Source organism: Shewanella sairae, assembly GCF_023283535.1.
GTDB classification, from domain to species: domain Bacteria; phylum Pseudomonadota; class Gammaproteobacteria; order Enterobacterales; family Shewanellaceae; genus Shewanella; species Shewanella sairae.
Map to the genome: position 1 here is coordinate 16,958 of NZ_JAKILT010000026.1, position 25,633 is coordinate 42,590.

General features: G+C 44.1%; 29 protein-coding genes. All 29 read right to left on the bottom strand.

Features of this window, described 5'->3' with window-relative positions:
* Nucleotides 1-12: 12 nt before the first annotated feature.
* On the bottom strand, nucleotides 13-978 hold the full coding sequence (locus L2748_RS12210) for a TIGR03756 family integrating conjugative element protein (RefSeq protein WP_220780116.1): 966 nt from the start codon (nucleotides 976-978) through the stop codon (nucleotides 13-15).
* Nucleotides 978-3,716, bottom strand: a complete 2,739-nt coding sequence (locus tag L2748_RS12215; protein WP_220780117.1) for a conjugative transfer ATPase — start codon at nucleotides 3,714-3,716, stop codon at nucleotides 978-980. Before L2748_RS12215 ends, L2748_RS12210 begins: the two co-directional genes overlap by 1 nt.
* Entirely contained in the window at nucleotides 3,716-4,129 is a 414-nt protein-coding gene (locus L2748_RS12220; RefSeq protein ID WP_220780118.1) for a TIGR03751 family conjugal transfer lipoprotein, read from the bottom strand. Before L2748_RS12220 ends, L2748_RS12215 begins: the two co-directional genes overlap by 1 nt.
* Complete coding sequence (locus tag L2748_RS12225) at nucleotides 4,116-5,525, bottom strand: TIGR03752 family integrating conjugative element protein (protein WP_220780119.1); 1,410 nt, start codon at nucleotides 5,523-5,525, stop codon at nucleotides 4,116-4,118. The genes L2748_RS12220 and L2748_RS12225 overlap by 14 nt, the downstream gene beginning before the upstream one ends.
* Complete coding sequence (locus tag L2748_RS12230; RefSeq protein ID WP_220780120.1) at nucleotides 5,515-6,366, bottom strand: TIGR03749 family integrating conjugative element protein; 852 nt, start codon at nucleotides 6,364-6,366, stop codon at nucleotides 5,515-5,517. Before L2748_RS12230 ends, L2748_RS12225 begins: the two co-directional genes overlap by 11 nt.
* On the bottom strand, nucleotides 6,363-7,001 hold the full coding sequence (locus L2748_RS12235) for a PFL_4703 family integrating conjugative element protein (protein WP_220780121.1): 639 nt from the start codon (nucleotides 6,999-7,001) through the stop codon (nucleotides 6,363-6,365). Before L2748_RS12235 ends, L2748_RS12230 begins: the two co-directional genes overlap by 4 nt.
* Nucleotides 6,998-7,324, bottom strand: a complete 327-nt coding sequence (locus L2748_RS12240) for a hypothetical protein (protein ID WP_220780122.1) — start codon at nucleotides 7,322-7,324, stop codon at nucleotides 6,998-7,000. Before L2748_RS12240 ends, L2748_RS12235 begins: the two co-directional genes overlap by 4 nt.
* The gene (locus tag L2748_RS12245) at nucleotides 7,324-7,743 is read right to left on the bottom strand and encodes a hypothetical protein (RefSeq protein WP_220780123.1); all 420 of its coding nucleotides are present in this window, start codon (nucleotides 7,741-7,743) and stop codon (nucleotides 7,324-7,326) included. The genes L2748_RS12240 and L2748_RS12245 overlap by 1 nt, the downstream gene beginning before the upstream one ends.
* Nucleotides 7,736-8,077 carry a DUF3487 family protein gene (locus L2748_RS12250; RefSeq protein ID WP_220780124.1) on the bottom strand — a complete coding sequence of 114 codons (342 nt, stop codon included), beginning with the start codon at nucleotides 8,075-8,077 and terminating at the stop codon, nucleotides 7,736-7,738. The genes L2748_RS12245 and L2748_RS12250 overlap by 8 nt, the downstream gene beginning before the upstream one ends.
* Nucleotides 8,077-8,466 carry a TIGR03745 family integrating conjugative element membrane protein gene (locus L2748_RS12255; RefSeq protein ID WP_220780125.1) on the bottom strand — a complete coding sequence of 130 codons (390 nt, stop codon included), beginning with the start codon at nucleotides 8,464-8,466 and terminating at the stop codon, nucleotides 8,077-8,079. The genes L2748_RS12250 and L2748_RS12255 overlap by 1 nt, the downstream gene beginning before the upstream one ends.
* 1 nt (nucleotide 8,467) lies before the next feature.
* A complete protein-coding gene (locus L2748_RS12260; protein WP_246616104.1) occupies nucleotides 8,468-8,695 on the bottom strand; it encodes a TIGR03758 family integrating conjugative element protein in 228 nt (75 codons plus the stop codon).
* 8 nt (nucleotides 8,696-8,703) lie between these two features.
* Nucleotides 8,704-9,012: an integrative conjugative element protein, RAQPRD family gene (locus tag L2748_RS12265; protein WP_220780127.1), complete on the bottom strand. Its 309-nt coding sequence runs from the start codon at nucleotides 9,010-9,012 to the stop codon at nucleotides 8,704-8,706.
* 148 nt (nucleotides 9,013-9,160) lie between these two features.
* Nucleotides 9,161-9,820: an IncC plasmid conjugative DNA transfer DtrJ family protein gene (locus L2748_RS12270; protein WP_220780128.1), complete on the bottom strand. Its 660-nt coding sequence runs from the start codon at nucleotides 9,818-9,820 to the stop codon at nucleotides 9,161-9,163.
* Complete coding sequence (gene traD, locus L2748_RS12275) at nucleotides 9,810-11,954, bottom strand: type IV conjugative transfer system coupling protein TraD (RefSeq protein WP_220780129.1); 2,145 nt, start codon at nucleotides 11,952-11,954, stop codon at nucleotides 9,810-9,812. The genes L2748_RS12270 and traD overlap by 11 nt, the downstream gene beginning before the upstream one ends.
* Complete coding sequence (locus L2748_RS12280) at nucleotides 11,951-12,472, bottom strand: restriction endonuclease (protein ID WP_220780130.1); 522 nt, start codon at nucleotides 12,470-12,472, stop codon at nucleotides 11,951-11,953. Before L2748_RS12280 ends, traD begins: the two co-directional genes overlap by 4 nt.
* Nucleotides 12,469-14,856: an ATP-binding protein gene (locus tag L2748_RS12285; protein WP_220780131.1), complete on the bottom strand. Its 2,388-nt coding sequence runs from the start codon at nucleotides 14,854-14,856 to the stop codon at nucleotides 12,469-12,471. The genes L2748_RS12280 and L2748_RS12285 overlap by 4 nt, the downstream gene beginning before the upstream one ends.
* A 43-nt stretch (nucleotides 14,857-14,899) precedes the next feature.
* On the bottom strand, nucleotides 14,900-15,082 hold the full coding sequence (locus tag L2748_RS12290) for a hypothetical protein (protein WP_220780132.1): 183 nt from the start codon (nucleotides 15,080-15,082) through the stop codon (nucleotides 14,900-14,902).
* 437 nt (nucleotides 15,083-15,519) lie between these two features.
* Complete coding sequence (locus L2748_RS12295; RefSeq protein ID WP_220780133.1) at nucleotides 15,520-15,930, bottom strand: integrating conjugative element protein; 411 nt, start codon at nucleotides 15,928-15,930, stop codon at nucleotides 15,520-15,522.
* Complete coding sequence (locus L2748_RS12300) at nucleotides 15,923-16,444, bottom strand: hypothetical protein (RefSeq protein ID WP_220780134.1); 522 nt, start codon at nucleotides 16,442-16,444, stop codon at nucleotides 15,923-15,925. Before L2748_RS12300 ends, L2748_RS12295 begins: the two co-directional genes overlap by 8 nt.
* A 23-nt stretch (nucleotides 16,445-16,467) precedes the next feature.
* Nucleotides 16,468-17,205 (bottom strand): TIGR03759 family integrating conjugative element protein, encoded by a 738-nt coding sequence (locus tag L2748_RS12305; protein ID WP_246616105.1) that lies wholly within the window; start codon nucleotides 17,203-17,205, stop codon nucleotides 16,468-16,470.
* A complete protein-coding gene (locus tag L2748_RS12310) occupies nucleotides 17,202-17,891 on the bottom strand; it encodes a hypothetical protein (protein WP_220780135.1) in 690 nt (229 codons plus the stop codon). The genes L2748_RS12305 and L2748_RS12310 overlap by 4 nt, the downstream gene beginning before the upstream one ends.
* 347 nt (nucleotides 17,892-18,238) lie before the next feature.
* Nucleotides 18,239-19,231: a trypsin-like serine protease gene (locus L2748_RS12315; protein WP_220780136.1), complete on the bottom strand. Its 993-nt coding sequence runs from the start codon at nucleotides 19,229-19,231 to the stop codon at nucleotides 18,239-18,241.
* 291 nt (nucleotides 19,232-19,522) lie between these two features.
* Nucleotides 19,523-20,146, bottom strand: coding sequence for a hypothetical protein (locus L2748_RS12320; protein WP_220780137.1), 624 nt, complete (start codon nucleotides 20,144-20,146; stop codon nucleotides 19,523-19,525).
* A 102-nt stretch (nucleotides 20,147-20,248) separates the two neighbouring features.
* Nucleotides 20,249-21,169 (bottom strand): type II secretion system protein, encoded by a 921-nt coding sequence (locus L2748_RS12325; protein WP_220780138.1) that lies wholly within the window; start codon nucleotides 21,167-21,169, stop codon nucleotides 20,249-20,251.
* A 5-nt stretch (nucleotides 21,170-21,174) separates the two neighbouring features.
* Nucleotides 21,175-21,669, bottom strand: coding sequence for a PulJ/GspJ family protein (locus L2748_RS12330; protein WP_220780139.1), 495 nt, complete (start codon nucleotides 21,667-21,669; stop codon nucleotides 21,175-21,177).
* Nucleotides 21,669-22,256: a hypothetical protein gene (locus tag L2748_RS12335; RefSeq protein WP_220780140.1), complete on the bottom strand. Its 588-nt coding sequence runs from the start codon at nucleotides 22,254-22,256 to the stop codon at nucleotides 21,669-21,671. The genes L2748_RS12330 and L2748_RS12335 overlap by 1 nt, the downstream gene beginning before the upstream one ends.
* Nucleotides 22,257-22,317: 61 nt before the next feature.
* Nucleotides 22,318-23,319, bottom strand: coding sequence for a hypothetical protein (locus L2748_RS12340; RefSeq protein ID WP_220780141.1), 1,002 nt, complete (start codon nucleotides 23,317-23,319; stop codon nucleotides 22,318-22,320).
* Nucleotides 23,316-24,950: a GspE/PulE family protein gene (locus L2748_RS12345; protein ID WP_220780142.1), complete on the bottom strand. Its 1,635-nt coding sequence runs from the start codon at nucleotides 24,948-24,950 to the stop codon at nucleotides 23,316-23,318. Before L2748_RS12345 ends, L2748_RS12340 begins: the two co-directional genes overlap by 4 nt.
* The gene (locus L2748_RS12350) at nucleotides 24,943-25,632 is read right to left on the bottom strand and encodes a hypothetical protein (protein ID WP_246616106.1); all 690 of its coding nucleotides are present in this window, start codon (nucleotides 25,630-25,632) and stop codon (nucleotides 24,943-24,945) included. Before L2748_RS12350 ends, L2748_RS12345 begins: the two co-directional genes overlap by 8 nt.
* Between the last annotated feature and the right edge of the window lies 1 nt (nucleotide 25,633).

The window sequence follows — 25,633 nt, forward strand, 5'->3', positions numbered from 1 at the left end:
GTTCATTCCTTATTAATTGCCAAAATGCGCGACTAACATCGCCCCTTTTTGTTCACAACCTCGATAGGTACGCCATACCCCCCAGACATACTCGCCAGTCTCACTAATGCGTTCTGCGTAGGGATCACCAGTTGTTGTGCTGTCATCGATATCAGGCCAAGCTACCGCTTTCATTTCTTGTTTGGGGTAGAGTGGTTGCCAAAACGTTTCGTCATCTTTCTCACCAATAGCCTCAGGAGGCCAGTAGCCTTGTTTTTTGTCAGCGATGAGAGATTGATATACCCGACTCTGCATTGGCCTTGTAACGACGTGTGAGGCTTTGTAAGCGGCCATAGCAGCAGATTTGTAAGGCTGTTTTTGAATTGAGAAGCCCCCTCGCGGGTATACACTGCCCCAATTGCCTAATCGATTGGTTAATGGGTTCCAACTCGACACATTAAACACGTCAGGAATGTTAAAACGCCAACCGAGCGTATCTAGGCTGGAGAGGTAGTAGGGCATAAAGGGCGTTGAAGGACCTTCTAACGTGTACCCGAAGCTTGAGAGCATTTCAAAAAATGTGCCCTCTGCAGGGTGACCGATAATGTCCGTGTTTTGAAACGTAACCGTGGCGTTATCAAGTAATGTCGGGCTGCGTTTATGGCTACTCCCACCACCTTTGGCACCAGGAGTCGTTGGTGACATCCATTGGGTTGCTTGCCAAGGCGCTTCGCCAGTATTTAAGTAACTCATCGCCACCATATCGGGTAAACGGTGTTTGACCTTAATTGATGTATCGGTATCGCAACCTAATGGTGTACAGGTCATCCACAGACACATTCCAATCACTTGGTAGTCAATGCAATCAAGGCAAAGGCTACTTGCAAGAATTTCGGGGGTAGTGATACTGCCTGCTGTACTCGTATTCACGCTTAATGCACCTGTTAAACACAGTGCTAGCGGGATTGAGCGAGACCATTTTTTAAGATTTGATGTCATCACCATTCTTCCCCTTGGTAATTAACTCGCCCCTCTTCGATACTTGCCGCTTTAAGCATTGCCGCTTCTAATGCAGTACAGTTATGCTTGTTCATGAAGTCTTCACGTTTCTTTTTTGCATCACCGTCTGTTTCGCCTAACGCGAGGTAAAGAGCCGGTGGAACAATAGTGAAACGAGACAGGAACTTGTCATCCATACCCATTACAACGCCTTCTTTAAACTTATGCTTTTCAGAAGTCATCGAGCGTATGAGGTCGAGTTTGTTCTCGCTGAGTTTTTTGAATTGTTGCAAGGTTGATAGTTCGTCTTCACTCATGTTGAGCAAGATCCACCATTCAGCGTTGTTGAGCATTTTGCGAGATTCAGCGGGGAAATCTTTTAAATCCTGAGTTGCTAGCCAGAACCATGCTGAGAGCTTTCGCCACATTTTGACAATTTTTGTTGCATAGGGCGCAAGCAAGACATTGGTTGAAATAAGATGCGCTTCATCTGTTAAGCATACGATAGGAACACCGCTAAATTGATCGCGCTCTGCGATGCCATTAATGGCGTTGATAAGCGAAATGTAGGCTGTCGCCATCTGAGCTTCATAGCCATTTTTGGCATAAATACCCAAATCAATGATTGTGACGTCGGCCTCTGGCCATGGTGCGCCTTCTCCGTTGAAAATCTTACCTTCAAGACCCTCACAGAAAAATGCCATCGAGTCGCACATTACCCTTGCACGCTGTTGGCGTTCGGGTGGAATGCTTGAATCAGTTGAAAACGCAAGTAACGCCTCCCTAACGTGAGTAGGCCTTACCATCACATTATTGGCGTGGCATGTGTTCGCGGCATTAACGAGAGCCTGTCTCACCATGGAGCTGTCTGCGCGGCGATAATCTTCTAATTCCCGTTTTTCGCCGCCGGTGATCATCATTCGAGCCATGATTTCAAGTTCGCCTAAAATATCGCGAACTTCATCATCTGGATTATCGTTGTCGTTTAAACGCTCAGGTAGCAATGCGTCATCGCTTGTGATTTGAGGTGCGTCACTACCGACTAAGTGCTTTGCATCTGCAAAAGGCGCTAGAGAAGTGCTACAGCCGGGCTTGAGGGAGACTTTGTTAACCGTTAAGCCATGAGCAAGGCAATAATCTGCTAATAAACCAAATGAATCGCCGGCTTCAATAATAAACATGCGAGGTCTATGAATAGCTAAAAAACGTAAACATATGCCGACTAAGGTGGCTGATTTCCCTGAGCCGGAAGGACCAAATAAATTCAAATGCGCGTTAGAACTAAAATCGCTCAAGGGGTCAAAATTTAACGGTTCACCGCCACGATTAAAAAACGTTAACGCCTCAGAGCCAGAGCCTATGCTACGACCAAAAAGTGGCGATAGTCTTAGCATATCTTCAAGCCAAATGAAGCCGCAGTACCAGTATTTAGGATCGTTTTTAGGTTGGTAACTCATCGGTAACCAACGAAAGTAAGCGTCAAGAGGTGCGACTTGAGCGGTGTTATCGACAAATTTGGCGCCAAGCCCTTTAACATCAAAGACTGAGCGGATGGTTTCTGTGTGACTCTCGATTACATCAAGGCTTTCACCTTGCAGGTAAATAGCAACTTGCCCACGCCATAGCGCATGTTTATTGATGAGGAAGCTCATTTCTTCACATTGATCTCGACATTCGACGATTTCAGGTTCACCGCCAACTGCCGAATCTTTTATCTTTTTGATCCGCTCTTGTCCCGCCTTCGAGGTTTGCGGAACTAATGTCATCATTAACATGCTACCAGGCGGCAAATCATCGAATAACACTCGTTTCTCAATATCTTGATCACTATCGTTTCCAACCTCACCAAATAGACGACCGGTTAAGATGGTTTCGCTAGACCAGTTGTCAAGTTCAACCACACGAGTAGCAATTGATTTACTATTATTGCTTTTAAACCACCACAGACCATTTTCAACATCGGCAGTGACGTTGCTTTGTAATAAGCGCTCTGTGTAATCACGGTCGATAGACGAAAATCGTTCGCGGTGTGACAGTTGATCCCGTTTAGTGCCTGGGTTGAGGAAAGGGGCGAGTAAATCGAATACTGCTGCACCACTTGCACGTGAAATTTTTACACCGTGATCTGATAAAGATGAAGGGTTCAACAAATAGCGTTGTAAAGATGTCAGTTGCTTTCGGTTCTTTACGATAGTTGCTTGACTGCTGTCTTCGGGCAACCAACGATAAACCGCCAAGAAAACTTGACGAGAACGGCCTCGGAAGGGACGGTTTTTGGTGCTAAAAATGCCTTGCTCTCGTCCAATCAATGCAAAGTGTTTCTCGTCCTCAGCAAGTACGGCTTGGCTGAACGCATCATCCACACGCACTTTGGCTTTTAATTTTGGGACGACATTGGCTAAATCGTCAATATCACGAGCCATGAGCTGAAATATCCACGGATTTTCGTTTTCAATATCACTTCCCATCTTACCGGCTGTAACAAAAGCATTGGTAATATTACCTAGAATGCTTTCAAGCCCTGCTTGATGTTTATCCTCAGTCGATACGGGATTGATTGAGAAAAACGCACCAACAGAACGCCCATCATCAAGTTGCGTAACCCCGTTTTTATCAATATCCGCCCAGGGGAGCTTTGCCGCAAAAGAAGGAGGGACACTGTAATCAATCGCCGGCGCGGTTAACCCATGATTAGGGTTGAAGAACTTCACTATTTTTTGACTTAATTGCGTCAACATTAGCGTTCTCCTACAGGCATACGCGCTTTTGCATCACTCGGAGTCGCGTAATGAACACGCTCATAGAGCGGAAATACAGTGCTGTAACCTGGTACTGGCATTGAGCCATTTCGATGCGGGTAGACGTAGAACACCACGTCCGGATTAGGCAAACGAGGGAACTGGTTGAAAATTTCTCGATAGCTGTTACGGGTATAATCCGCTTGGCGTTCTGCCAGCAAAGCAGGAGAAAGCTCACGTCTCAACGTTGAGCGTTGCTGCAATAATTCATCGTTACTGCCAGTGCCCATTTTGGTTTCCCACACCTCTTTTACGTCAGTATCTGGTTGTGGCAGGGTCGATTGCTGACTCGTGGAGCAACCATAAAGAAATAAATATGACACAGCGATTAAGGAGATTTTAGTCAAGCGCATAAGTGCCCCCTTGAGTATGAGTTGGGTAACGAACTTGACGGGCATCGACAGGTTTGTCGATTTTCAATGTTCGGCTTAAATGAACGGAGATTGCTGTACCAGGCGGTGTATAAATCGCATCGAATGTGCTTGCCATGCGTTCTTTTATCCATGAGTTCACATTTTCAACACTGCCAGCAGCAGCGTTCGCAAGCGCGTATTTACTGGCATCCCCAGTGACTGACGAAGTGCCACTGCCTGTATCTGATACTGAGGTTGTGGTTTGTGCCGCTGCAGCAGCACTTGCAGCAGCGCTGACGCCATCAAGTACCCCCATCATGGTTAAGTAGCTTGGGGCGTTAGTGATTTTGACGCCGTTTAGACAAGGATTACCATTGGGATCGGCTAAGAAACCTAACTGCATAGAGGTGATAACTGAGTCGCCATCGTAATCACTCTGTGTTGTTTCATCAGTGTCAGGAATGGAGATAACACTGCCGTCATCCATGATTAAATCCAAAGTTTCAACAGCACCACGAACACAAGACAGATTCCAATCACCAGTCACGGTGCCAGTGGCAATTGCCCCTTTAACATCAGGCAGCATGAAACCATTGGCCATCAGGTTTTCTTTACCTATAACCAATGAAAATGGGTAAGGTGAGGTTACTTTTCCATTGACCGGGATACGGCCAATTAACGCAGTTAATGAGGTCGCATCACTTAGTACTGAACCTCGCACTAATGTGTAAATAGGCGTTGCTGTTTCTTCGAATAATTTTTCTTTCTTAAGCGCTTCAAGCCTTGCTTGACGCGCTAAATTGGTTTGAACTTCAACCTTCATCCTTGGGGTGCTGAACACTCCTTTTTTATCAACACTTGCATCGATAGGGTCAACCCAAATTAAACCGTCTGTGCCTACCGGTACTGCGGGTTTAGTGTATGAACCACCACCTATACCTAATTGCTCATCCAATGAGGCGTCGTGGTTAACTACAGGGGGAGTAATACCGATTGCGTGAGTTCGTGCATCCAACTCAACAAGTTGTTGGTTCACTTTGTCTTGTAATTCCGTCAATCCTGCGCTCATTTTTTCTTGCAAGGCATTGGCCGTAGATTTAGCTTGCAGTTGCTGCGCTGCTTCTTGCGCGTCAAGTCTGGCTTTCAGCGCGGCATTTTCCTCTTTCTGTGCATTGAGACTGATAGCTAATGTGCGCAGCGTGTTATCTGGCGTGTCAGCCGTCAAACCAAGCGTTTCTTGCAACGCTTGGGCATCTGCCGCCGATAACGTAACCTGTTCAGGTGTATTGTTATCAGTGGCGCTAGCCTTCTTTTCACTTGGACCGATGAGGCTTATCACAACGGCAAAGACCAGAACGCCTAGTAGCACTAAGATAAGTTTGTTTTTATTGGTCATGGGAATCACCTTCAACTGCGATGACCGGCTTAGGAGGCAGCGAATCCGCCAACGGTCCTTTACTTACCATAAATGCAGTGCTGGTACTGCTATCTGTACCTAACGGTCCAAGGTCTGGAAAAGCAAAACTCAAACCATAGAGGTCAGCCGTTACCTGACGAGGGTCAAGGAACAATGAGTCGTTGTTTTGGTGCGTCAGCGTTACAGCGGTGACGGTATAGCCATCCAATGACCACGCCGCTACAGGTGTGGCTGTGACAGGCCATAATGAAAACGCTTGTGGTTGAATATCTTTCTCGATTTGCATTGTTGATCGAACCACGCCTGGAAGGGGTTCAATTGCGTGAGAGGGGCTATACAGATTTTGGTAAGCGTAGCGTACAAGAAGTGTAGGAACGGGCATTGATAACCGCTGAACATGCTGCTCAAACGCATTATTAATTGCAACGTCTTCTTCTAATGCTTTTTTTTCATCAAGGGTTAAGATATCGACTTGTGTTTGCGCCATAATTCCAGCTCTTGCGCTAACGTCAATAAGCATGACCATGCCATCACGTAATCGCTCTACCTGTAACCTCTGAGCCTCAAAAGGTTTGTCTGCGGTGATATAAATTGTACCGCTAAGCGAATCTACGGCTGCAGACTGGTAAAGCAAAGGCGGAACACCCACCCGTACATCACCATCAAATGACAATAATGTCTCTTGACCGACCGCAACCGTAACGTTGATCGGATTGCCATCCCAAACAACGGCTCTGGAATTGGATTGTTGAACTGCATTATCAGCCCATGCGGAAGGTAACGCTGTAATCAACGTCATAAGAAGAATTAAGCGCTTCATTGTTTTTGTCCTGTAGTTACGTTAATTTCACGCGCCACGCCATCAAAGCAATCAAGGGCTAACCCCCACGGATTGTTATTGACATCTACGTCATAACGCACCACGCGAAGCGGCCAACGTGCAAGAGATGCTTTGACCTCAGTGCCTTTGACATACTCTTTCAATTGCAAGTCAGCGTTGATCGTCCAGCTATCTTGGCTATGTGCGATCACTCTTGAATCATCAAAACCACGACCAGGCACTTCAAATAGCGCACGTTCACGACCGGCTAACTCGCCCTTGCTGCTTTTTGCCTGATAATCATCGGCCAGAATTTCACGACACTGTGGCGTGATGTACCATTTATAGGTATGTAAGTTGTTGCGATAGTCCTCGACACCATTGGTAGGCCAGCGGTTAATTTGTGAGAACATGCGAACACCAAACGAGTAGACATTAGGTGCAGGGATTTCCCACCAAAGTCTGGTTGAACCGGCGCGAAGATCTGGCGGTGTATGTACCGTGATTTCTTGCGCCGAGTTGTACCAGCCCACCGCTATAAAGAGACAAACGCCTCCTAATACACCGACTGCAAATCGAAGCGAACCAATGTGGGCGTCCCTGTTTTGTAAGGCATTACGAAATGCACTTTTCATTGATTAGCCTCATTTGATACGGCTTCACCGAGAAAGCGATAACCTTCCATTTGTGCAGCCTTAAACAACATGAACGATGCTTCTGGTCCAAAGAACATCTCCATTTCATCGGTCGCGACCTCAGAGAAGTAATCAGCTTCGAGTTGTTTAAGTGCCTTAACTTCCATGACTCCCACATAGCTCGCCTTTTCACTGTTAACGCGATAAAGAGAGGCAACATAAGGCAGTTCCTCAAAGCGAACTTCACACTGCGAGATTAATTCACCGGTGAATTGCAGGTTGCGTAATCGAGGATTGGATTGAATAAAATGATGGTGTTTCATCATGCCTCCTCTGTACCAAGATATGTTGCGTATTCCACACCTACAGCCGCTAACAATTGACGGGTATAGTCAGGTGAGCGGAAGAAATACACTAAATCGTGCTTGTCTTTAGTCAGCTTTATTCGGCAGCGATAATCTGAAATGTTGGCTACGTTTCGTGATTTCCACGTTTCAACCCCAAGCCATTCGCCGGTGCCTTGCACTTCGTAAATTTCTTGGATCACATCGGTGTAAGCGATTTTACGTTGTTCAAAATCGCCCCTTTCTTTATCACGTAAACTTAAATCAGACGAAACGGGGTAGTCTGCATAGGTGCGTAGCCACCCCATTAACTTAATGGGATCACCTTTTGTGGGAAAAATATCAAATACGGTTGCTGGGACCGAGTGTGCAACATTCTTCACATCAGGATTAGACATGGAATTTCTCCTTTTTATTGTGGTAAATACCAGGGCTTGAGATATAACGATTTTGGTTGTAAAAAATATCAAACCGTTGATACAACCAACCTGTAGGCTTACCGGTTCGCCACTTGATGATGCGATTTGCAATGGTTTTTGGTAACCATAAAATGACGGAGGCACCTGCAAGTGCACACAAGGCCAATGGCGTGAATGTTTCGAACGTCACTGTCAGCACACAACCTGCAATTAAGCCGACAACGGTCATGACACCCGTAAACACCATGACTTCAGGGACGCTTAAACCTTTAAGGAATGGCGGAGGTTCGTTGAGTAGTCGTGCATTTTTCATTACGCGTTTTCCAAGCGTGCAAGCGCAAAGGTGACGCCCCAAATGGTCAGTAGAAGTAACGACGCTCCAATCACGCCATCAGTGATTAAGTCAGATTTCTCTTTCTTTTGTGCACGAACTTCTTGGAATATGCCCCACATGTGGATCAAGTAATATAATGATGCAGCCGCAATGCCAGCAGCGCCGCCATAGAGCACAATGTCATAGCTGTAGGCGAACCATGTTTTGAGGATATTGTCGTCATCACTGCCTTTTGAGGGTTCTTGGTTCGTTGGAATAGCAGCTTGAACCGCTTGCGTCGTTAAAAAGAGGGTGGCTATTGATGTCGTAAAGAGTACGTACAATCGACTTTTTACTTTATTGACTGTTTTTTTGTTTATGATTTGCATGTCAGTAAATTCCTGATACCAAGATAAAATTAATGATTAGCCAAATTAATAATGTGCGCTGCGAGACTTTTAGGAACTTAGCCTTATCGGTTTTTCCTGATTTGAAGCCGCGAAATACACTCCACTGCACCCACAGCATCCAAGCGGTAACCATGATTACGCCGATGGTCGCTATAAGCTTGGCTAAGTCGTTAGGGCTGAATCCCGCCCCATGTTTAAACGCTTCCATGACCTCATTCATGGGGTTTGAACTGTGTAGTCGCCAGAGAGCGGTTTGATGGGCAGGGGCATAGGGCGAGACGGATATAAATAGGCATCAATACCTGATTGAATATCACGTAAGTCACTACGCAGCGCTTGGTAATCCAATTGACGGGGAGAGCGGTAATCCGCCCGTTGCTCTGCTCGTTGGATAAGAAATTCGAGCTTAGTCAAATGATCACTGATGGCAGCTAGCTCTTTTTTTTCATCCATCACAGAAGCGGCTTGAGCACTGCTTACGGACAAACTGAGTAAAAGGGGAACCAGATAAAAACGGGAACGCATGGCGTTTTCCTCAAGTTAAATAACGAGAGGAAAACGGTACAGAAAAAAAACGGAAAAATACTGATTAGAATTGCAGAAAATAAACATTTCTAAAGGGCGAAATTAAAAATTCAGTGTGATATCATAATTGGTTTTTTTGAGGTTGCAGCTACAGGTACTTCTTGTAGTGCGAAACCACGACTCTACTTAAAATACCTACGCCTATAGCGCTTGGTAGCAAGATCCAGATTGGATGGATCACCCATAGACCAGGTAACACCAACCAAGCCAATCCTGAAAGCAACATCGAAACGGACAACAATCGTTTGCTATGGTAATAGATAGTCACATGTTCCCTATCTAAATGCGCGATGCGGCGCTGCCTTACGACCAGTCCGTCAAAGAACCCAACAAATAACGCCAGTAGAAATATTTGATAGAAACTTGCCAATATAATCAATCTTGCTATTAGCGCTATGGTTGCAAAAACGGCGCCTTCCCAGAAGGGGGCTAACGGGGCAAAGAATCCTACAAATTCAATGTTCGTTATCATTTGAGCTTTTTCGAAAATCAAAAGCACATAATTTATCACTTCCTGAGTCAATCCCGGAAAGTCATCTTGTAATAGCGCTAACTGTGCAAAGAAAACGCTCCTAGCATGTTCTCCGACTGTCCAGCCCCATAAATGTCCCGTCCACTCGACAATTATTAATAGCAGCCAAGCATAGAAAAAGTACTCTACGCATTGGAAAGGCCATAAATACCATGGCGTAGGTTGCGATTTTTTGCTTTGCGCCGGCTCGTCCTTTTTCGTTGATTTAGGCGGCATGTTCCGGCTCCTCCAGTTCCAATGACGAATGAGTGATCCACTCATTAAAAGCAACGCTTTCTTGTAACCACTTATCGTGGTCAATAATGGTTTTGTTTGTATCGTCCATATAGTCCACAATTTGCTGTACATCATCGGGGATCATTTCATCCCCAACACTACTAGGTAAGGGAAACCTGAGCTTCCAGACTTTGGAGCCTTCTAACTCAGCAAACGCCTGACCTATAGGCAGGTTAGTAATGTCGTTATCATTGACGAGTAAGATCTCTTTTGTCGTCTTTGAGTCTTTATTTGTCGAACTGTAACCACTTTCTGAACCCGGTGAATCGGTTACGCCAGAATCAGGGGTGATATCAAAGACATTCACTTTAGCCATGCGGTCAGTCATGATTTTCGCCGTTGCTAAATCTCTTACGCGCATACAGATCAAACTATTGAAGTTACCCTTCGTTTGAGCGGCTTTTGATGTTGAGCCGAGCCTTGCTTCAATATCGGCCTCAGTTTGCGTATATGCCGTAACAACAAATTTGGCTCCACGCGCTTTGTTGAGAATTGGAATAAATTCATCTCCAATGAGTTCATTAAATTCATCTGCGTGGATCATAATATTGCGTGGGCGTTGACCTTTGATTTTCTTCATGCCTGGTGAGTTACCAAATTTGTAAATTTCACCGGCTAAAGAACAAAGGTCAGCAAACATGCTATTACCGAATGCAGCCGCGACAGTAGTATCAGATAGGGCATCAAGCCCAACGTACACCACGCCGCCATTCATAATGATTTCTCGCCAGTCAATAACGGGGCGGTCATCTGCAGGGACATATTCAGGGCTGATAATGTCAGCGGTTTTACCCGTTCCCAGTTTTTCCAAGAGTGGAAGAAGTGAAGCAACGATTTTATCAAAGTAGGTTTTGTCGTACTGGATGGCACTGCGGAGACCGAGTAACACATCATCATTAGTTGGGTGGTCGTTAAAGTATTCCTCAAGTGCTATGACGCGATTAGGGCGGCCTTGTAAATGCCGAGGAATATTTTTAGGGTTGATGTTGATTTCAATCTCTAACAACTTATCCATCGCATCAGGATCGATATTCGGCAGCGTTTTTTCACAATACTGAATATACAGATTATCAATGGCTGTCACGAACTGCTGGATAGACCGCATATCCGGTCGCATATTCAAGGCGTTTTGCGCCCGGGCAATGATGTTGACGAATCGCCAAGCAAACTGCTTAAAGGCAGCACTGTTTCCCCCGCCTTCTAACTGTCCTGATACTCGTGTTGCTACCTCAGTAATACGACCAAAACGTGCAACAGGACTATAACGAGCACTTTTGTCTGGATAACCTAAGTGAATAACGTAGAAGTTGTCTAAGCGCCCGCTACGCTCACATTCTGCATACATGCGTTTAAGCATGTCGCTGTCACCTTTAGGGTCAAACATCAAGACCACATCACCCCGTCTGATATCTTGTGTTACAAGAATTTCTGCCAAGCGGGTTTTTCCTACGCCCGTCGTCCCCAACACGAGTGTGTGACCGGCTCTTGCTGACATGGGCAATAAGCAGTCCGTTTCTTCACTGACCCCAACACCATGCATACGAGTATCACCGCCAACTGGGGGCAGAGGTGGAGCAGGGTTTAACAACGCGAGGGCCGTATTGAAAATCGCCATAGGATGATCAGGTTTGAATGGCATTTTTCCAGACAACCATCGTCCGACAATATTTTTTTCATTATATGACTCAATTAAGCGAATAAATTTATAGCATTTTGACAATGCGACATACTGCTCTGCCCATTGTTGTCGAGAGTCATAAAGTCGTTGAGCATGACGCGGTAGGAAGAGGAACCCTTTCCCTAAAAATAACTTGTCCTGGTAAACCGAAATATCAACACTCGCCGCGACCCATGAAGGTAAGCGCATCAAGTTACGGCGATAAGCTAATACTTCCAACCCTTGCCATAGCCGAATGAAGGCTGGAACCAGCAATGCCAGAATAACGTACACTCTCAGGCCTTGGGGAATGAGAAAAATATCAGGTCGTAAGTAAAGTAAGAACGCACAAAGCGTAAACATCGCAGCACTAGCTAATTCTTCGGCTGGACGAAGTAACCCCTCAGCATGTTTCATGCGACCACCTTAAGTTTATTCTCAGCTGGAACCAATAACGAGAGGAGTTTTTGGCCACTGATTATTTCAATACCACCATAACAACGCGCAATATAAGCCGTTTTCCCAGTTTTACCTGTGTGAATAAATAATCCTTGTTTTTTATGTTGGCGGCACACCAGTGCGAATTCAGTCACGTGAGCGGCTTGAATATAGCCATGGTAACGCTTAGCTTGCACAAGAAAGGTTTGCTTGTTGATTTGCACCTGTCCATCAATTCCTCCATCACCGGTATAACGCTTATTGCGAATGGCAGTATGGCCTTGACGCTCGTACGCACAGAGCAATAACTCTTCAAACACAAACGGATCGAGTTTGCGCAGGTACGCAAACTGCTGTCCCGGGTGTGGAATACGAGACAAGGTATCAAGGGCATGATTAGCGCGTGAAATATTGTGCTTATGCCGACAAAATCGCTTAACGGGTAAACACAATAAAATGACGATAGCGGTTATTAATGTATAAATCAGCGTTGTCATGGCATTAGTTCCAAGGCGTTAATGCCATCGGTTGACAGAAACTGACTCAAAAATGCCTGCTTTTCAATTGGATTATTAATCCCATTAATAACGCTATTGATCCGTTTAAGTGCAAACTCCGCTCGCTTGGTCGATGAACTCGCCATATCCTCGGTGTTGAAACCTTGATACTGATAATTTCTATGACTGTACAGGGGGAGAGTGTGAGAAAAGTCCGCCCCGTTTAATGTTGTCATTGATGTTAGTGTTAGGTATTCAAATGACGTCAGTCCAGTACTGTCCATGCAAAGCGTTTGTAGAAAGGTGTTTGCGTTGGAGCAATTGCGGTGCAACCTAGTGACTATTTCAACATCGAGGGAGTGAAGTTGTGCATATTGAGCATAAATGGTTGCCCATTCTTTCTTTGAGATAGTATTCGCAGCTTGATAATTATCCGCCATTCGGTGAATAAATCTCTCATCAGGGATAGCCAGACCAGCTTCAATAAACTGTTTCTCCATATAGGCGCTCACACGCCCATACCCATCATTACAGCGAGAAGATACTGCTGTAAAGCGTGCGCCATTAGCGCGATAACGCAACGGACTGAGATCGAGAACGGCTTTAGCTAAGGGTGATAATTTTCCTTTTAGAACACCGGTGACTTCAATGCTTTCATTCACCACAGGCCACTTGAAGTTTTTAACCACTTCCTTGGGTAGCATTTCTTTTCGTTGTCCCAGCTCAGAAAGGTAACGATTGAATAATGAAGTCGCAGTATGCCCAACAATTTCATCGCGATAGGTTGAGCTTAAGTCATGGTATCGCTCAAAAAAATCAAAGTCATGTTCATGTGAACCATGATCTTGCGAGTCATGGCAATACTCATGAAGAAGCAATAATGACAGTTGTACAGCACCGTAATAGCCACTATCAAGCAACGTGGTCATTGCCATATTAACTGCAATGTAGGTCATGCCATCAGTCCAGCCATCGGCAACATCACTCTCTCCGATGAATATTTTGCGCTTGTTGACCTCATAATCACTGTGCTTGGTGATCCTTTTGCTCATAACCCCACTGGCGTAAGCAATAGCAGAACGCGCTGCTGCAACTCTAACAGGTAACTTTGATGGCGATAACAACACCATGGATTCATCGAACTCAGTATTAATTGAATCGAAATCTAGCAGTGTTAAGCTGGCCCATTGATCATACCGCATGAGCGTATAACGATTCTCTAATGCTTGTTCCAGTAAATTTTCTACCCATTGCTCAAGGGTGGATACATCCCAAAGACGTAGTTCATCATGGGCAAACACGAAAATGGTTTTTCTTGCTGCCAACTTTTCTGCGAGGCGAGACCCTTTTGGGGCGACCGTGAGGGGCGTGAGGTTCTTGGCCAGTGTTTTAAGCGAAATGCAACGGCCACGACAATCTTTAAGCAGGGGTAAGTGCATGACGTCATATAAGTGAACTTGACGACCAACAAGTTGATAGATCACACTTTTGCGCGTTTCTTCGCTCATGCGTTGGCTTTTCTTTGCGATAGTTAAAGATTGTGCCTTCAGATGTTGATCAATTTTTTTCCATAACGGGTCAACTTCACTGATCTCATTTCTTGCCATGTTAAGCTTCAACTGCCGCTTGGTGATGATATCGGCATCCAGACCATAGCTGTATCGTGGGATCTCCTTTACAAACACCCCTTGACTGTAAAGCATGATCCCATCTCGGCGTTGTGGGCACCATTTGATTTTGAGTTCGTCATCTTCTATATCCCATTCAATTTGTTCATCCGTGGTGAGACTTATGCCATTTAATGAAATATCAAGATCAGCAAATTTAACAAGTTTAGACAGTTCTTCTTTGATACTGCGCAGATCCCAATCATCGATAGGATCATAGAATGTGCCGCTAACCGTACAGCCTTGGTAGGTGTCATTATCATCTTCGACGAGCTGAAAGCCATTACCACGGTGTCGAACATCAGTGTGCATCTTAAAAGAGTTGGAGTGCCAGGTGATCACACCAAACCCCATAATTTGTCCTCGGCCAATTCGAAACCGACCAAAAACCGCGTCACCTTCTTGGTGAGGTTCGCCAAAACGTTTAAACACCTGCTCAATACTGGCTTTATCTGCAAACCCTGCGCCGGTATCAGCGATGGAGAACCCCTGTTTATTGAGGGCGATGATGCAGGTTGTTGAACCGGCATCGATGGCATTCATAATTAATTCACGTAACGCTGTTGCAATCGTGCCGTTCTGAGCATGAATGAGATCATTGATAATGGCTTTATCAACTTCAAACTCGTGAAACTCGTTATTCTCTACAGTTTGTTCGGCATTGTTATGCGCTAAATTGCTAAACATATTTTTTATTCCAGTAATGAATTTGTTCATTTTTATCTCTTTATCTCGACCCATCATGAACTTGCTAATGTGTCTATCGTTGGTTGAAATCAATTCCCGCCGCTTTACACTCAAGGCGCCATTCAATTTCGCGTCTAATTTGAATCCTCCGCTGATTTTCATCTGAAGGCTTCGGGCTTGCTGTAAATTCGGGCTTCTTCGGTTTTGGATATCTGAACTGCTGATTAAAATCGTGACGCTCTTCTAGTTGTTCCATGAGTATGTCCTTTGCTAACGCCCAACAAGTTGGTTGTTCAAATACCTTGCTGCGCTGAAAGAATTTCAGCAGGGCAACGCATTTTTGTTATTTGAGTCTGAGTGTGGGTAGTTTCATCCACATAGCTACATACGCTATGCAAACGGTAATAAACAATGAAAACAAAGACCAAGAAGTAAATGTTGGGTGTTCAATTAAATAAATACCTTGCGAATCTATAAGTTGAACTACAGAAGCGGGAGCGAAGAAAATGGGTGATATGATCAAGACGATATATATTTTTGGTGCCAAACATCCTGCATACCATAAAGATCTTGAAACCATAAAAAGAGTATATTTACTCATAGTTAGACAACTTTTTAGTTCATGGAATAATTTTGTGTTCTCTTTCATTTCATACTCACTTTTAATAATCTTGGACGTTATCGTAGTTTTCTTCATTGAGTTAGGCGCCCGTCGTGGATTAGGACCGGGTAATGCTTAAGAGAAAATGTCTTGGCAAAATCGTGGCCTTGGACGGGGTAAATCTGTAATGAATACTGTTTGAAACGATTAAGCCCTTGCTCTGTGGTCACGTTAACAATGATCCCAATCGCATTGATTGACTTAAGTTTGTCCTCATAATGAGTGAGCCATCTGTGGGATAACGCATCATCGCCGACAATAAATAATGGCCGAGGCAATTGCGCACTTGTGCTTTGGTTTACGTTTGTAAACTCGATTTTCCCTGGTGTTAATTGAGGCGTTTTCACAGGTAACATCTGAGCGTAAGGATTAGTACTCGCGTAGGTGCTAGAACCGAAAAACAATGACGTGATAAATAACAATGTGTGAATATTTTTATTCATAGCGAATTGCTCTGTAATTATTAACAAAATTAGTTTTATATCTTTCTGCAATATCCCCCCCAGCAGGGCGATGAAACCATCCCGCTGCACCTAGCCATGTGCCATGAACGCGATAGCCTTGATTGAGTAACCTCGCTGCATGAGTGAGGTTTGCTTTTGGTTCGAGCACCTCGCAAGGGCTGTCAAAGTGACCCCCCTGATACCGCCAGTTTTGCTGGGTTAATCCAATATCGACTATCTGTGTTTGTCGTAAGAAACCAGTGAGCGCTTGGCAAGCCTGATGACTATTGGGGTAAAAATAGGCTTTCCCTTTGACGTTTAGCGTCCAAGGCCAAGGTCTAACACTGCCATTGGTGAGTTTTTTTTGACTTTCGGTTAAAGCCAATCCATAAAGCACTTTTGCAGGAATGTTATGTTCATTCGCTATATCGACATAGAGTGAAGGAATAGCGCTTGCGGTATAGGGAAGAATAGACAACCAGATCGCAGCTAACATTTTGCAAGCGTGGCGCATTAAAAAACCTATATTTAACTGATTTAAGGGGTGACAAATGACCATACGCCACCCTTATTTTTAGCCATCGATACCGGTGGTTGTTTTGCTTGAGCAACTGTTAGCCAGGAACCATTGTCATGATTTAATGTGATGTGTTTTTCATCAACATCGCGCTTACGTATACCCATGCGCATAGCCCATTCACGTAGAGCCGCATCACTATTGTTACCAACAAAATAAACATCTACTTTACTGCCTTTACTACGCCATTTTTGTATGACAGAACCGCAGTCCTTGCAGCTTGGCGATGCATACAATGCTACACGTTCAGGGGTGCTGCTTTTGATAATAGGAAGTGTTGGGTAGAGTTGTTTCCACGCTTGAGTACGAGCATTATTAAATGCCAACAACCCCTCTGCTAACTGATATTCATGCTTCACTAATAACTGCGCGTATTTAGCCCGTTCCTCTGCGGTGGTTGCTGTGCGCCCAAGAACTGCGATTGGGTGACTCTTTTGCATTTCCCAACCAAGGCTACTCTTCATGATAGTTTCATAACGCTGCCACTCAGAATGCGACAGGCCAAAGCGCTTAGCTTGTTCTTCTTGGTTGCGTTTAATTGATTCTGCGGACACCTCTGTAGCCGGTTGTTGCACTGTCTTCGTGGTCAACGTTCCACAGGCTACTGAGAAGTTGATCCCTGAGCACATAACCAATAAAAAAAAGCTACTGGTTTTTAGGTTAGGAAGGATTTGCGTAGTCAATTTCAGATAATTCATGCGCTCACCTGCAATGCAATAGTCTGGTTTGCTTTATGGAATTTAACAGTGTTATTGCTGATGGATGTGACATGCCAACCGAGGTAGTTGTCATTTGTCTTTATTAAGGTCACATCGGCTAATGAATTAGCATTAAGAGGTGAAACTACTGCGACCAAAGCAGCCCCTCTCATTTGAATGCTATGCAGCGTAAATGGGGTTTTAACAGGCACCGTCGGGCTTAATGACTTATTTTTTTTTGAGAGTTGTTTAGGTTGGGTTGTAGCAAGGCGTTTAACTTGTTTTGCTCGCTCTGACAAACGAACGATTTTTGCGTTTAAATCAGCAATTTGCTTTTTATAAAACAAAGCCATTTCATTCGACGACTGATTTTGCTTGTCAAGAGTGTCTAGTTTGAGTTGAGTATTTGTTCTGCTTTCTTTTAATAAATCAACGGCAGACTGAAGCCTCTCTGCGGCGCCAGTTAATGAATTAACGCTGGTTTGCAAATTACCTATATCAACATCATGTTGGCTAAGCTTTGTTTTAAATTGGAGATTTTCTTGCTTTATAGCTGATAATTCGTTTTGCAGAGGGATAATTGTTGTGTATAGCGCAGCGGCACAAATAGTGCCGGATATGACAATAATAACTGTCAGTTTCCCAATAACTTTAACGATTTGAACGAGTCGGTGTTTTACTTCCATGGTGTCCGTCTTTATTTTGGCAAATGAAAATGACGGTACACAAAAAAGTCGGAAAAATACTGATTAGAATTGCAGAAAATAAACATTTCTAAATGGCGAAATAAATCTCTAATACTGTTATACTTAAAGGTTTTCCGCGCGGCGGTGTGAATCCATAAAAAAATGGAGCCAAATGGCTCCAAAAGGTTGGGTTTAATGGTTTAACCATTCTTTTGTGCTTTGAAATTCCTTTGGCAAAACTAACCAAATATAAATCAATAAAATTATGCTTGGTTATGATTGAGCTGCTTGCTGCGATTGAGTAATCAAGCCAACAAGCGTTAGCGCGTTAGGTTATAACCTTGACATTAGACAGTCGTTCTTCTTCTGACGAAAGAGAAAATCCCCAAACCTAGTAAGCTCAAGAAGCCTAATGAGCCACCGCTACTTCCGCCCTCGTCTGGTGTTGGAGTCGGTGGAATGACTGGCTCTGATTTTCCCTTGTTAAAGATAACTGTGTGCCCCTCACCTAAAAGTAGCGTGCCTTCGTACCCGTTGGTACTCGTTACGGTATAAGTACAGGTCTGGAATGGCTGGATTTGCTCACCGTTTGCGATGCACGAACTGTTAGCGACATCGATGTCGATATCGCCAGTACGCGATGCAGAATCTATCACTGGGTTGACATGTAATGATTGCACTTCAATCGTTGTGCTTTTGCCAGCAGCTACAGTGCCGATAGTTTGGTGATGCCAGCCGTCAATCGTAGAAAGAATGAAGTCAGCTACGTAGGAAATGCGAGATGTAGAGATATTTTCAGCATTTGCGCCCTTATGAGTGGCAATAATTTTACCATTACTGTTGATAATTGGGGAGCCGGAATCACCAGGAATACTATTGCTCAACGACGTAGCTTCAAGATCTAATATTTCAGGGGAAGTAAAATCACCGAATACTTTGTATTCAGCGCTATTAAGCTGAATGCCTGTTTGCCCAAATCCATAAAGATTGAATCGTTGATATTTATCATTTGATACGTGAATTCGAGATAAGAATAAGGCTTTATTAAATAATGATGGCTCAGTTAATTCCCAAAGAGCGAAATCGGCTTCGTCATGCTTAATTCGCCTTTTTACGCTAATCGATTTTGAACCATTGTGACTTTCAGAACCAACCAAATCTACGAAGTTTTCGTTACAGTGGGCCGCAGTCATGACCCATTTACCAGCAATAATAGTGCCTGTACAATTCATTGTGACTAAGGAAGGAAATTCACTTGCTAATTCTGGTTTTCCATTTTCAACGGCATAGCCTGTTTGCGAAACGGACAGCAAGCTCAAAGCGATAATTGATTTTTTCATGATGGTAAGTACCAAATAGCAAAGGAATTAGCTATATAGTGATCCCCTTCTTTTTATTCGTCAACAATTATAAGAGTATGTTTTAAATTGAAATATTAAGCCTGATTCGACAAAGGGGGTAACCGTTTCTAGCTGCAATGTAGCACTCTTAAATCAATTGTATGACTAGAAAGTCCATCATTGAGGACATTAACTTCGCATTGCAAATTTCTCTCGTAAAAAAGGCGATCCGTTTGGATCGCCTCGTTGACTTTTGTAACGCTAATTGATTTTTGATTGATTTAAATCAATTTATTTACAATCCTGACTACCCCATACACAACTCGGTAGTCGGATTGTTTCCCATGGAAGCCAATCGCCATAACTTGCACACGTTCTCTTCACTAACCCAGCTTCGCAAGTGCGTTGCCCGATTTCAGTACAATAGGTAACGAGATCTTCAACAACTCCAGCATCACATTCTTTCGGACGCTTACTTTTACCACGGCCATAAACTTCAGCGAATTGATAGAAATCCATTGAAGTGTAGTGAAATAGCTTTTTCGGGTTTTCAAAGTAAAAGTTCACATAGTCGTTACCATCACTACGTCTTGATAGAGAAATGTGGTAACGGTCGGCGTTATCACGAGTTCCGAAATCGATCTCATTTACAGGTATTAGAACACTGCCGCGACTACGTTCCCCGTTATTTCGGCCAAACACCAGGACTTCATCATAATCAGTAATAGGCTTTGCCAATGTACAGCCCGTAGCTGAATTGCAACTGTTGTTTAATGTGCTGATCAACTCCCAATTTGATTCAGCACCGCCAAGGCCTTCATTGCCAATAGGAATTCGGTTTACACTGTTCCACTCAGCAAGATATGCGTTGTGATCAATATAGCTACTGCCGACATTTTGTTTATGTGATTCCATTGCTCGTTCAAATGTCCATTTTTCCTCCGCATGGGCGGAAGAGTTAATCCCTAACATCAATAGACAAAGGCTAGCCATTGCGATTTGTTTCATTTTATTCCCCTACTGCGCTAAGCAGTGAACAGTAACATTGATATTTCCATCATGACGGCGTTCCCAATTGGTCCCGCCATCTATTTGAGCGGCATAACTAAGAGTTACTAACCAATAAGCACCTTTATCTTCAACAAATACCCCACCGTTCCCGATAAGAGGTAGTGGCTTTGTTGGGTGAAACATCCCCATTGGAACTGCCGAAATTTGAGGCGATAGATGTGAAGGACAGATTGGTTTATCGACTCGACTGTTATGTTCATAGACTTTTGTAAATACCGTCCCCCCCATACTCATTTGAGTTCCATCGGCATTACGGACCGTCAAGCCTTTGGTATTTAAAATAGCGTTCTCCCCCCCAACATCCCAATCACCTGTTAATGGCGTAGAACCGTCTTTTCTAAGAAACTCCGCATAAGCGTGGCTTTGTAATGGCGGTGCAATTTTGATTTCAACATCACCATTAGCCTTAACTTTTGAGAAAGGGATCTTTAACAGCGCTGTAGACCATACCCTTTTATCATCACCGGTCATCCCGGTAGGGACGGTTAGTAGTGAACTTAATCCATCAACGACTTGATAACTGAGTTGACCATTGAAAGGTGTATGATTCGGTCGCTTACATCGCCCCGCGTTGGCTTCTGCCATTGAACACTGCGCCCAAAACTGACCACCGAAATCTGAGATCAACGCATCTAAAGATGCTGGCCACATCCCTATAGGATCAACTGATAGCCGATTTGAGGCCTTGTGATAATGGTATTGCTGAACGGCATCAATCACGTTTTCGACTTGCTCAGAAAAATGTCTAGCAATACGCTGCTCTGACCATTTTCCTATCGCTTGAGTAATTGGGATCATTGCGACGCCAATGAGAGATAGGGAGAGTAGAACTCCTATCAAGCTCATACCTTGTTGTTTTTTGTACATCTTATTTATCCTTCGAAACATTCAGATTGAGGATTGAAATTGACATTCTGGTACTGAGATTCAATAAGTGGGAGTCTCAATATAAGGTCAACCGTGTTTCCTCTTACCTCTGTGATATACCGACTCATAGAGAACCAATTAACAATTTTTGAGCTGTCAGCTGCTGTTACATTAATACTGACCACCATTTGACGGTTGCTGCGATAACTAGGAATGACTTGCCAGGGCAACTCAACCACATCAGGGGTGAGTTCATACTGCTGGATCAGTTTAGTCAGCGAGATGGAGGGTAATGTGTTCTTACATCCGCTGATGGACCACTCCTCACGCAATGCAATTTCCATGCTATACATCGCGCTATCAACAGCGTAAATCAATCGGTTTTTAGCCTCTATTTGCTCACCCCAACGCATGGCAGTAGGGATAATCAAAGCAAGAGCAAATGCACCAATAGTTAATGCCAGTAATGCGTCAACCAATGAAAATCCCTGCTGTTTCATTACATGGTTACCTTAATTGTTTCACCAGCGGCAGTAACAGAAGAACAAGGCATTGATGCGCAGCGCTCTACACTCATTGGCGCCAATTTAGTTGCTTGACGATTGACGTTATCGGTATCAACTTGAGTGATAGTTACATCGATGTTAGATACGTTCGCCGCTACAGTAACGCTGTAGTCACCACCATACGGGTTGGCATTGCGTCCGTCCTTATTCTCACCACACCAAGAAGCACCGTTATTACCGTTGCCGTCTTTACATAATTCATTGATGCTGACGCCTGATACGTTTGTTCGCGCTCCTTTCCAGTCGCTAACAGCTGCTTTAATTTGAGTGACATCGGTCGTTACGGCATTGGTCTTATACATACCGGTTGCGGTGTTATATAGGCTAATAAGGGCAAGCAATGCTAACGATGCAATACCAAGCCAGAAAATGAAGTCATATAGAGTGAAGCCACCTTGCCCTTTTCGCATCAAATGCTTTTCTGACGTAGGAGTGGCTTCATTCAAGATTTCAGTTTGAGTCGTTGATGCTTTATTCATTTCTGTTTCCTGATTTAATTTAACTAAGTTGATGTTTTTCATAGAATTGTCCTTTTTTACACAGTTGAGCTAATGGTTAATTTATAATTACGTTGAATATTGATTACATTGTTGCTTCGAGTAGCTGAGATACAGATGTACCAACTAATGCAGCTAGAACGATAATCGCTACGACAAGGCCAATCTTTGGTAAGACAGCTGTCATCAGAGCGAATCGTTTCTTCACAACCTTTTGGTGTGCCTTTGCACTCTTCGCCAGTAAAATACTGTTGTCTGCATGAGCACCTAACACTTTTAAAGCCGATAGCTCGAATGGCATTAATAAGCCGGTATTAACAATCTCTCCTAAGTTGTCTTGTCCTACGCCTTGGTTGCGCATTTGAGTAACATGAGACTTTATGAACGGTGGACTATGCTTTTCTATTGAGGCTAATGCGTCATCAAGCTTCATCCCACACGATAAGAGGTTCGAAATACTTTCCATTAACGAAGCAGCTGTAGCCGTTTTGTATAATGAAAAAATTGGAAGCCCATCCAATAGAGCACGTAAACCGCCAGTTACCCTCGGTAGAGCAATTGCAAGTACAACCAAAAAGAGAACACAGGAAATGGCAGTACCTGGTCCCCATTTAATCGTGACGTCTAACACTTGTTGCCCCACCCCGTTAGGATTGAGCGGCAACCCCTTAAGCACTTCACTTGAGATATATGTGCCTAACCCCCCTACTGATAAGGTAATAACAAAAGGCATCGCGAGTGCCCCAGCAATTTTCATTACTACGTTTTGACCACCTTCAAGTTGCCTAATTGCAGCTTGAATGCCCTGTTGACGGTCGCCAGCTTCAGTAGCTACAGCGATAGCTGATACGATTAACTCTGGAAGCCATCCCATCAATACGTCCGTAAATACCTCTCCCCGAGCCGGTGCGTCTAAACCTAATAAGCCAATTTGTTTAGTGGCACTCGTGCCGTTTTCTATTAACGATTCACAGAACTGACGTGTTGTTAATCCGTATTCGTCACAACTTTGCCATTGCTCTAATAGCGCAATCTGATCTGCGGTTGAAAAAGCCCATTGAGCCAGTGTCTTTCCAAGGATTGTCATTGTGCTAATTCTCCTCTCATCGATCGGTAAATCGTTTTGGCGTCTTTTGGCAACAACCCATCGACTTGTTCAGAAGCAGAGGCAATATCAACTTGACCATTTTTAATGCGCGATAAGGTATGAACTCGTATGTCAGGCCAATTAAGCGTGTTTAAGTACTCTTTCCAGTCCAGCGGTTTATTCGACGCGATAAATTGGCGGTCAGCATCATCAATCACAATAATTTCCATGACGACTAGGCGCCCTTTCTCCCCTTTCCCTTTACAGCAATCACAACCTTTTGGGTTTCTGACTTTTGAATGGGATGCCCCTTCTTTAAGCAATGTCGTTAACGCTTGTTGCTTTGACGCAAACTCAAGTGTTAAGCCACATTCCTCGTAAACTGATTGAGCACCATTTAATGGCAACGCACACTGGCACAACTTGCGAACCAGCTTCTGATGCACAAACATCAGCATCAATCCTGGTGCTGCAACAACTGCCGCGGGGATCCCTAAATGTTCAGTAAACGTCTGAGGAACACCTAATGCGGAGTTGGTATGCAACGTTGTGATAGCGAGTCCGCCTGTTTCTGCCTTTCGGCAAAACTCTTTTGCAGCAGCGTGATCTCGCACTTCACCTAACACGGATACATCAACATCATGGCGAAGAGTTTCCTTTGCGTAGAATGCGTAATCGCGATAACGCCCTTCTCCAACCTTGATCTCTTTGTTAGGTTCTACGGTAGTTTTACAGACTCCCTCTTGTTCAAATTCAACGGGATCTTCAAGGGAATGAACACTACGCGCAATACGGTCAATAGTGGCTATCAAAGCCGTCACTAGTGAAGATTTACCACTTCCCATCGGTCCGCAAACTACTATTGCACCACCGCGCTTTGCCACGATTTCTTTTAGAATGGCGACATAACTTGACGGCAAATCCATTTGTTCAAGTGACAATTCGTCAGACGTAACACAACGTAGAGTCAGTTTCACACCATGGTTCAACGGAATAAGCGCAACACGCCACTCAAATAAACTTTCTCCTTTCGTGGGGTGCTTAAGTAAAATAGAAAAGCGATCATTTGCGGGGTCGCGAAGCTTAATGTCTTGTCCACCCAGCGTTGAAAACATATAACTTGCTAACGACACACCAACTGAACGGGGTTGATGTAATACGCTATGTTCGTTACATAAGCGCTTCATTACTTCACGTCGGCCATCTACGCGCATTAAAAAACGAGTTTGCTCTTTATAAACTTCGATGTGCACATCACTAGCGGATTCATTCACTGCGGTTTGACAAATCGCAGCAAAAAATACAGCTAGCTCAGAGTTTGCGCTTTCATCACGTTCCTGGGGCGTTGATTTGGTCATGATTTCAATGACGATATCGACCTGCTCTTGAGTCGTTTTTGAGATCCTGACTTCTTTACCGGTCATGTTCGGCATTGCTTTCACAAATTGAACAATCTCATCGAGCTTTGGCGCCATTTTTGGGTCAGATGTTTTAACTTCCCCCTCAATGGTGACGTAACTTGAACCATCATCTAGGCACAATTGAATTAACTGAGGGTCCATTAAAATGTCTTTATTGGATAACTCTTCAGCGTCGAGCAATAATTCACTGCTAAGAACGGCGTTACTCATAGCTCGCTCCAGACAAAAATCGCGTTTTGTCATTTAACGAAACGGTTACGCCTTTCTCTGTGATTTTTTCAACTCTAATGTCACCTAGTTCGCTCCCCTTCGTTACACGAACTGGCATCAAATCATCGACAGATAAGTAGGCACTTGTTTTACCGTCAGTCGTGATCAATGAGTTCAAAACAACCCGAGATAATGTGTCAGGAGCGGTATTTGCATTAGAGGGTTGCGATAAGTAGGTTAGTCCTGCATCACCAAGTCCCAATGGGTCTAGATCCTTTTTCTCCACGTATGTGGATTTTGCCTGGCGTTCTTTCGCTTTTGCTTCCTCCAAAGCGGCATCAAGTTGCTTCAAACTGATCTCTGCAGTTTTGTTAATAATGGCCTGTGCGTCTTTGTTCAACGCAATTTGCATTTGAACTGGCGGCGCGACAATCACAGTTGTAGGTTTTGCCTTTACCGTTGCTTGAATACTAAGAGCCGGTTCAGTAATCGGTCCAGTCGCATTATCTGGTACTGGGTCAACTGAGGCATTCTGAACAGGTTCCATAACCGAACTTGTACCGCTTGAACCGTAGTTAACATCAGCACTAGGCAATAGTGGTGGCACCGTTAATGCAATAACTGGCACCGCAACCGCGGCAAGCCCAAACCACCGAGCATTCTTTTTGAACATTTCTTTCATC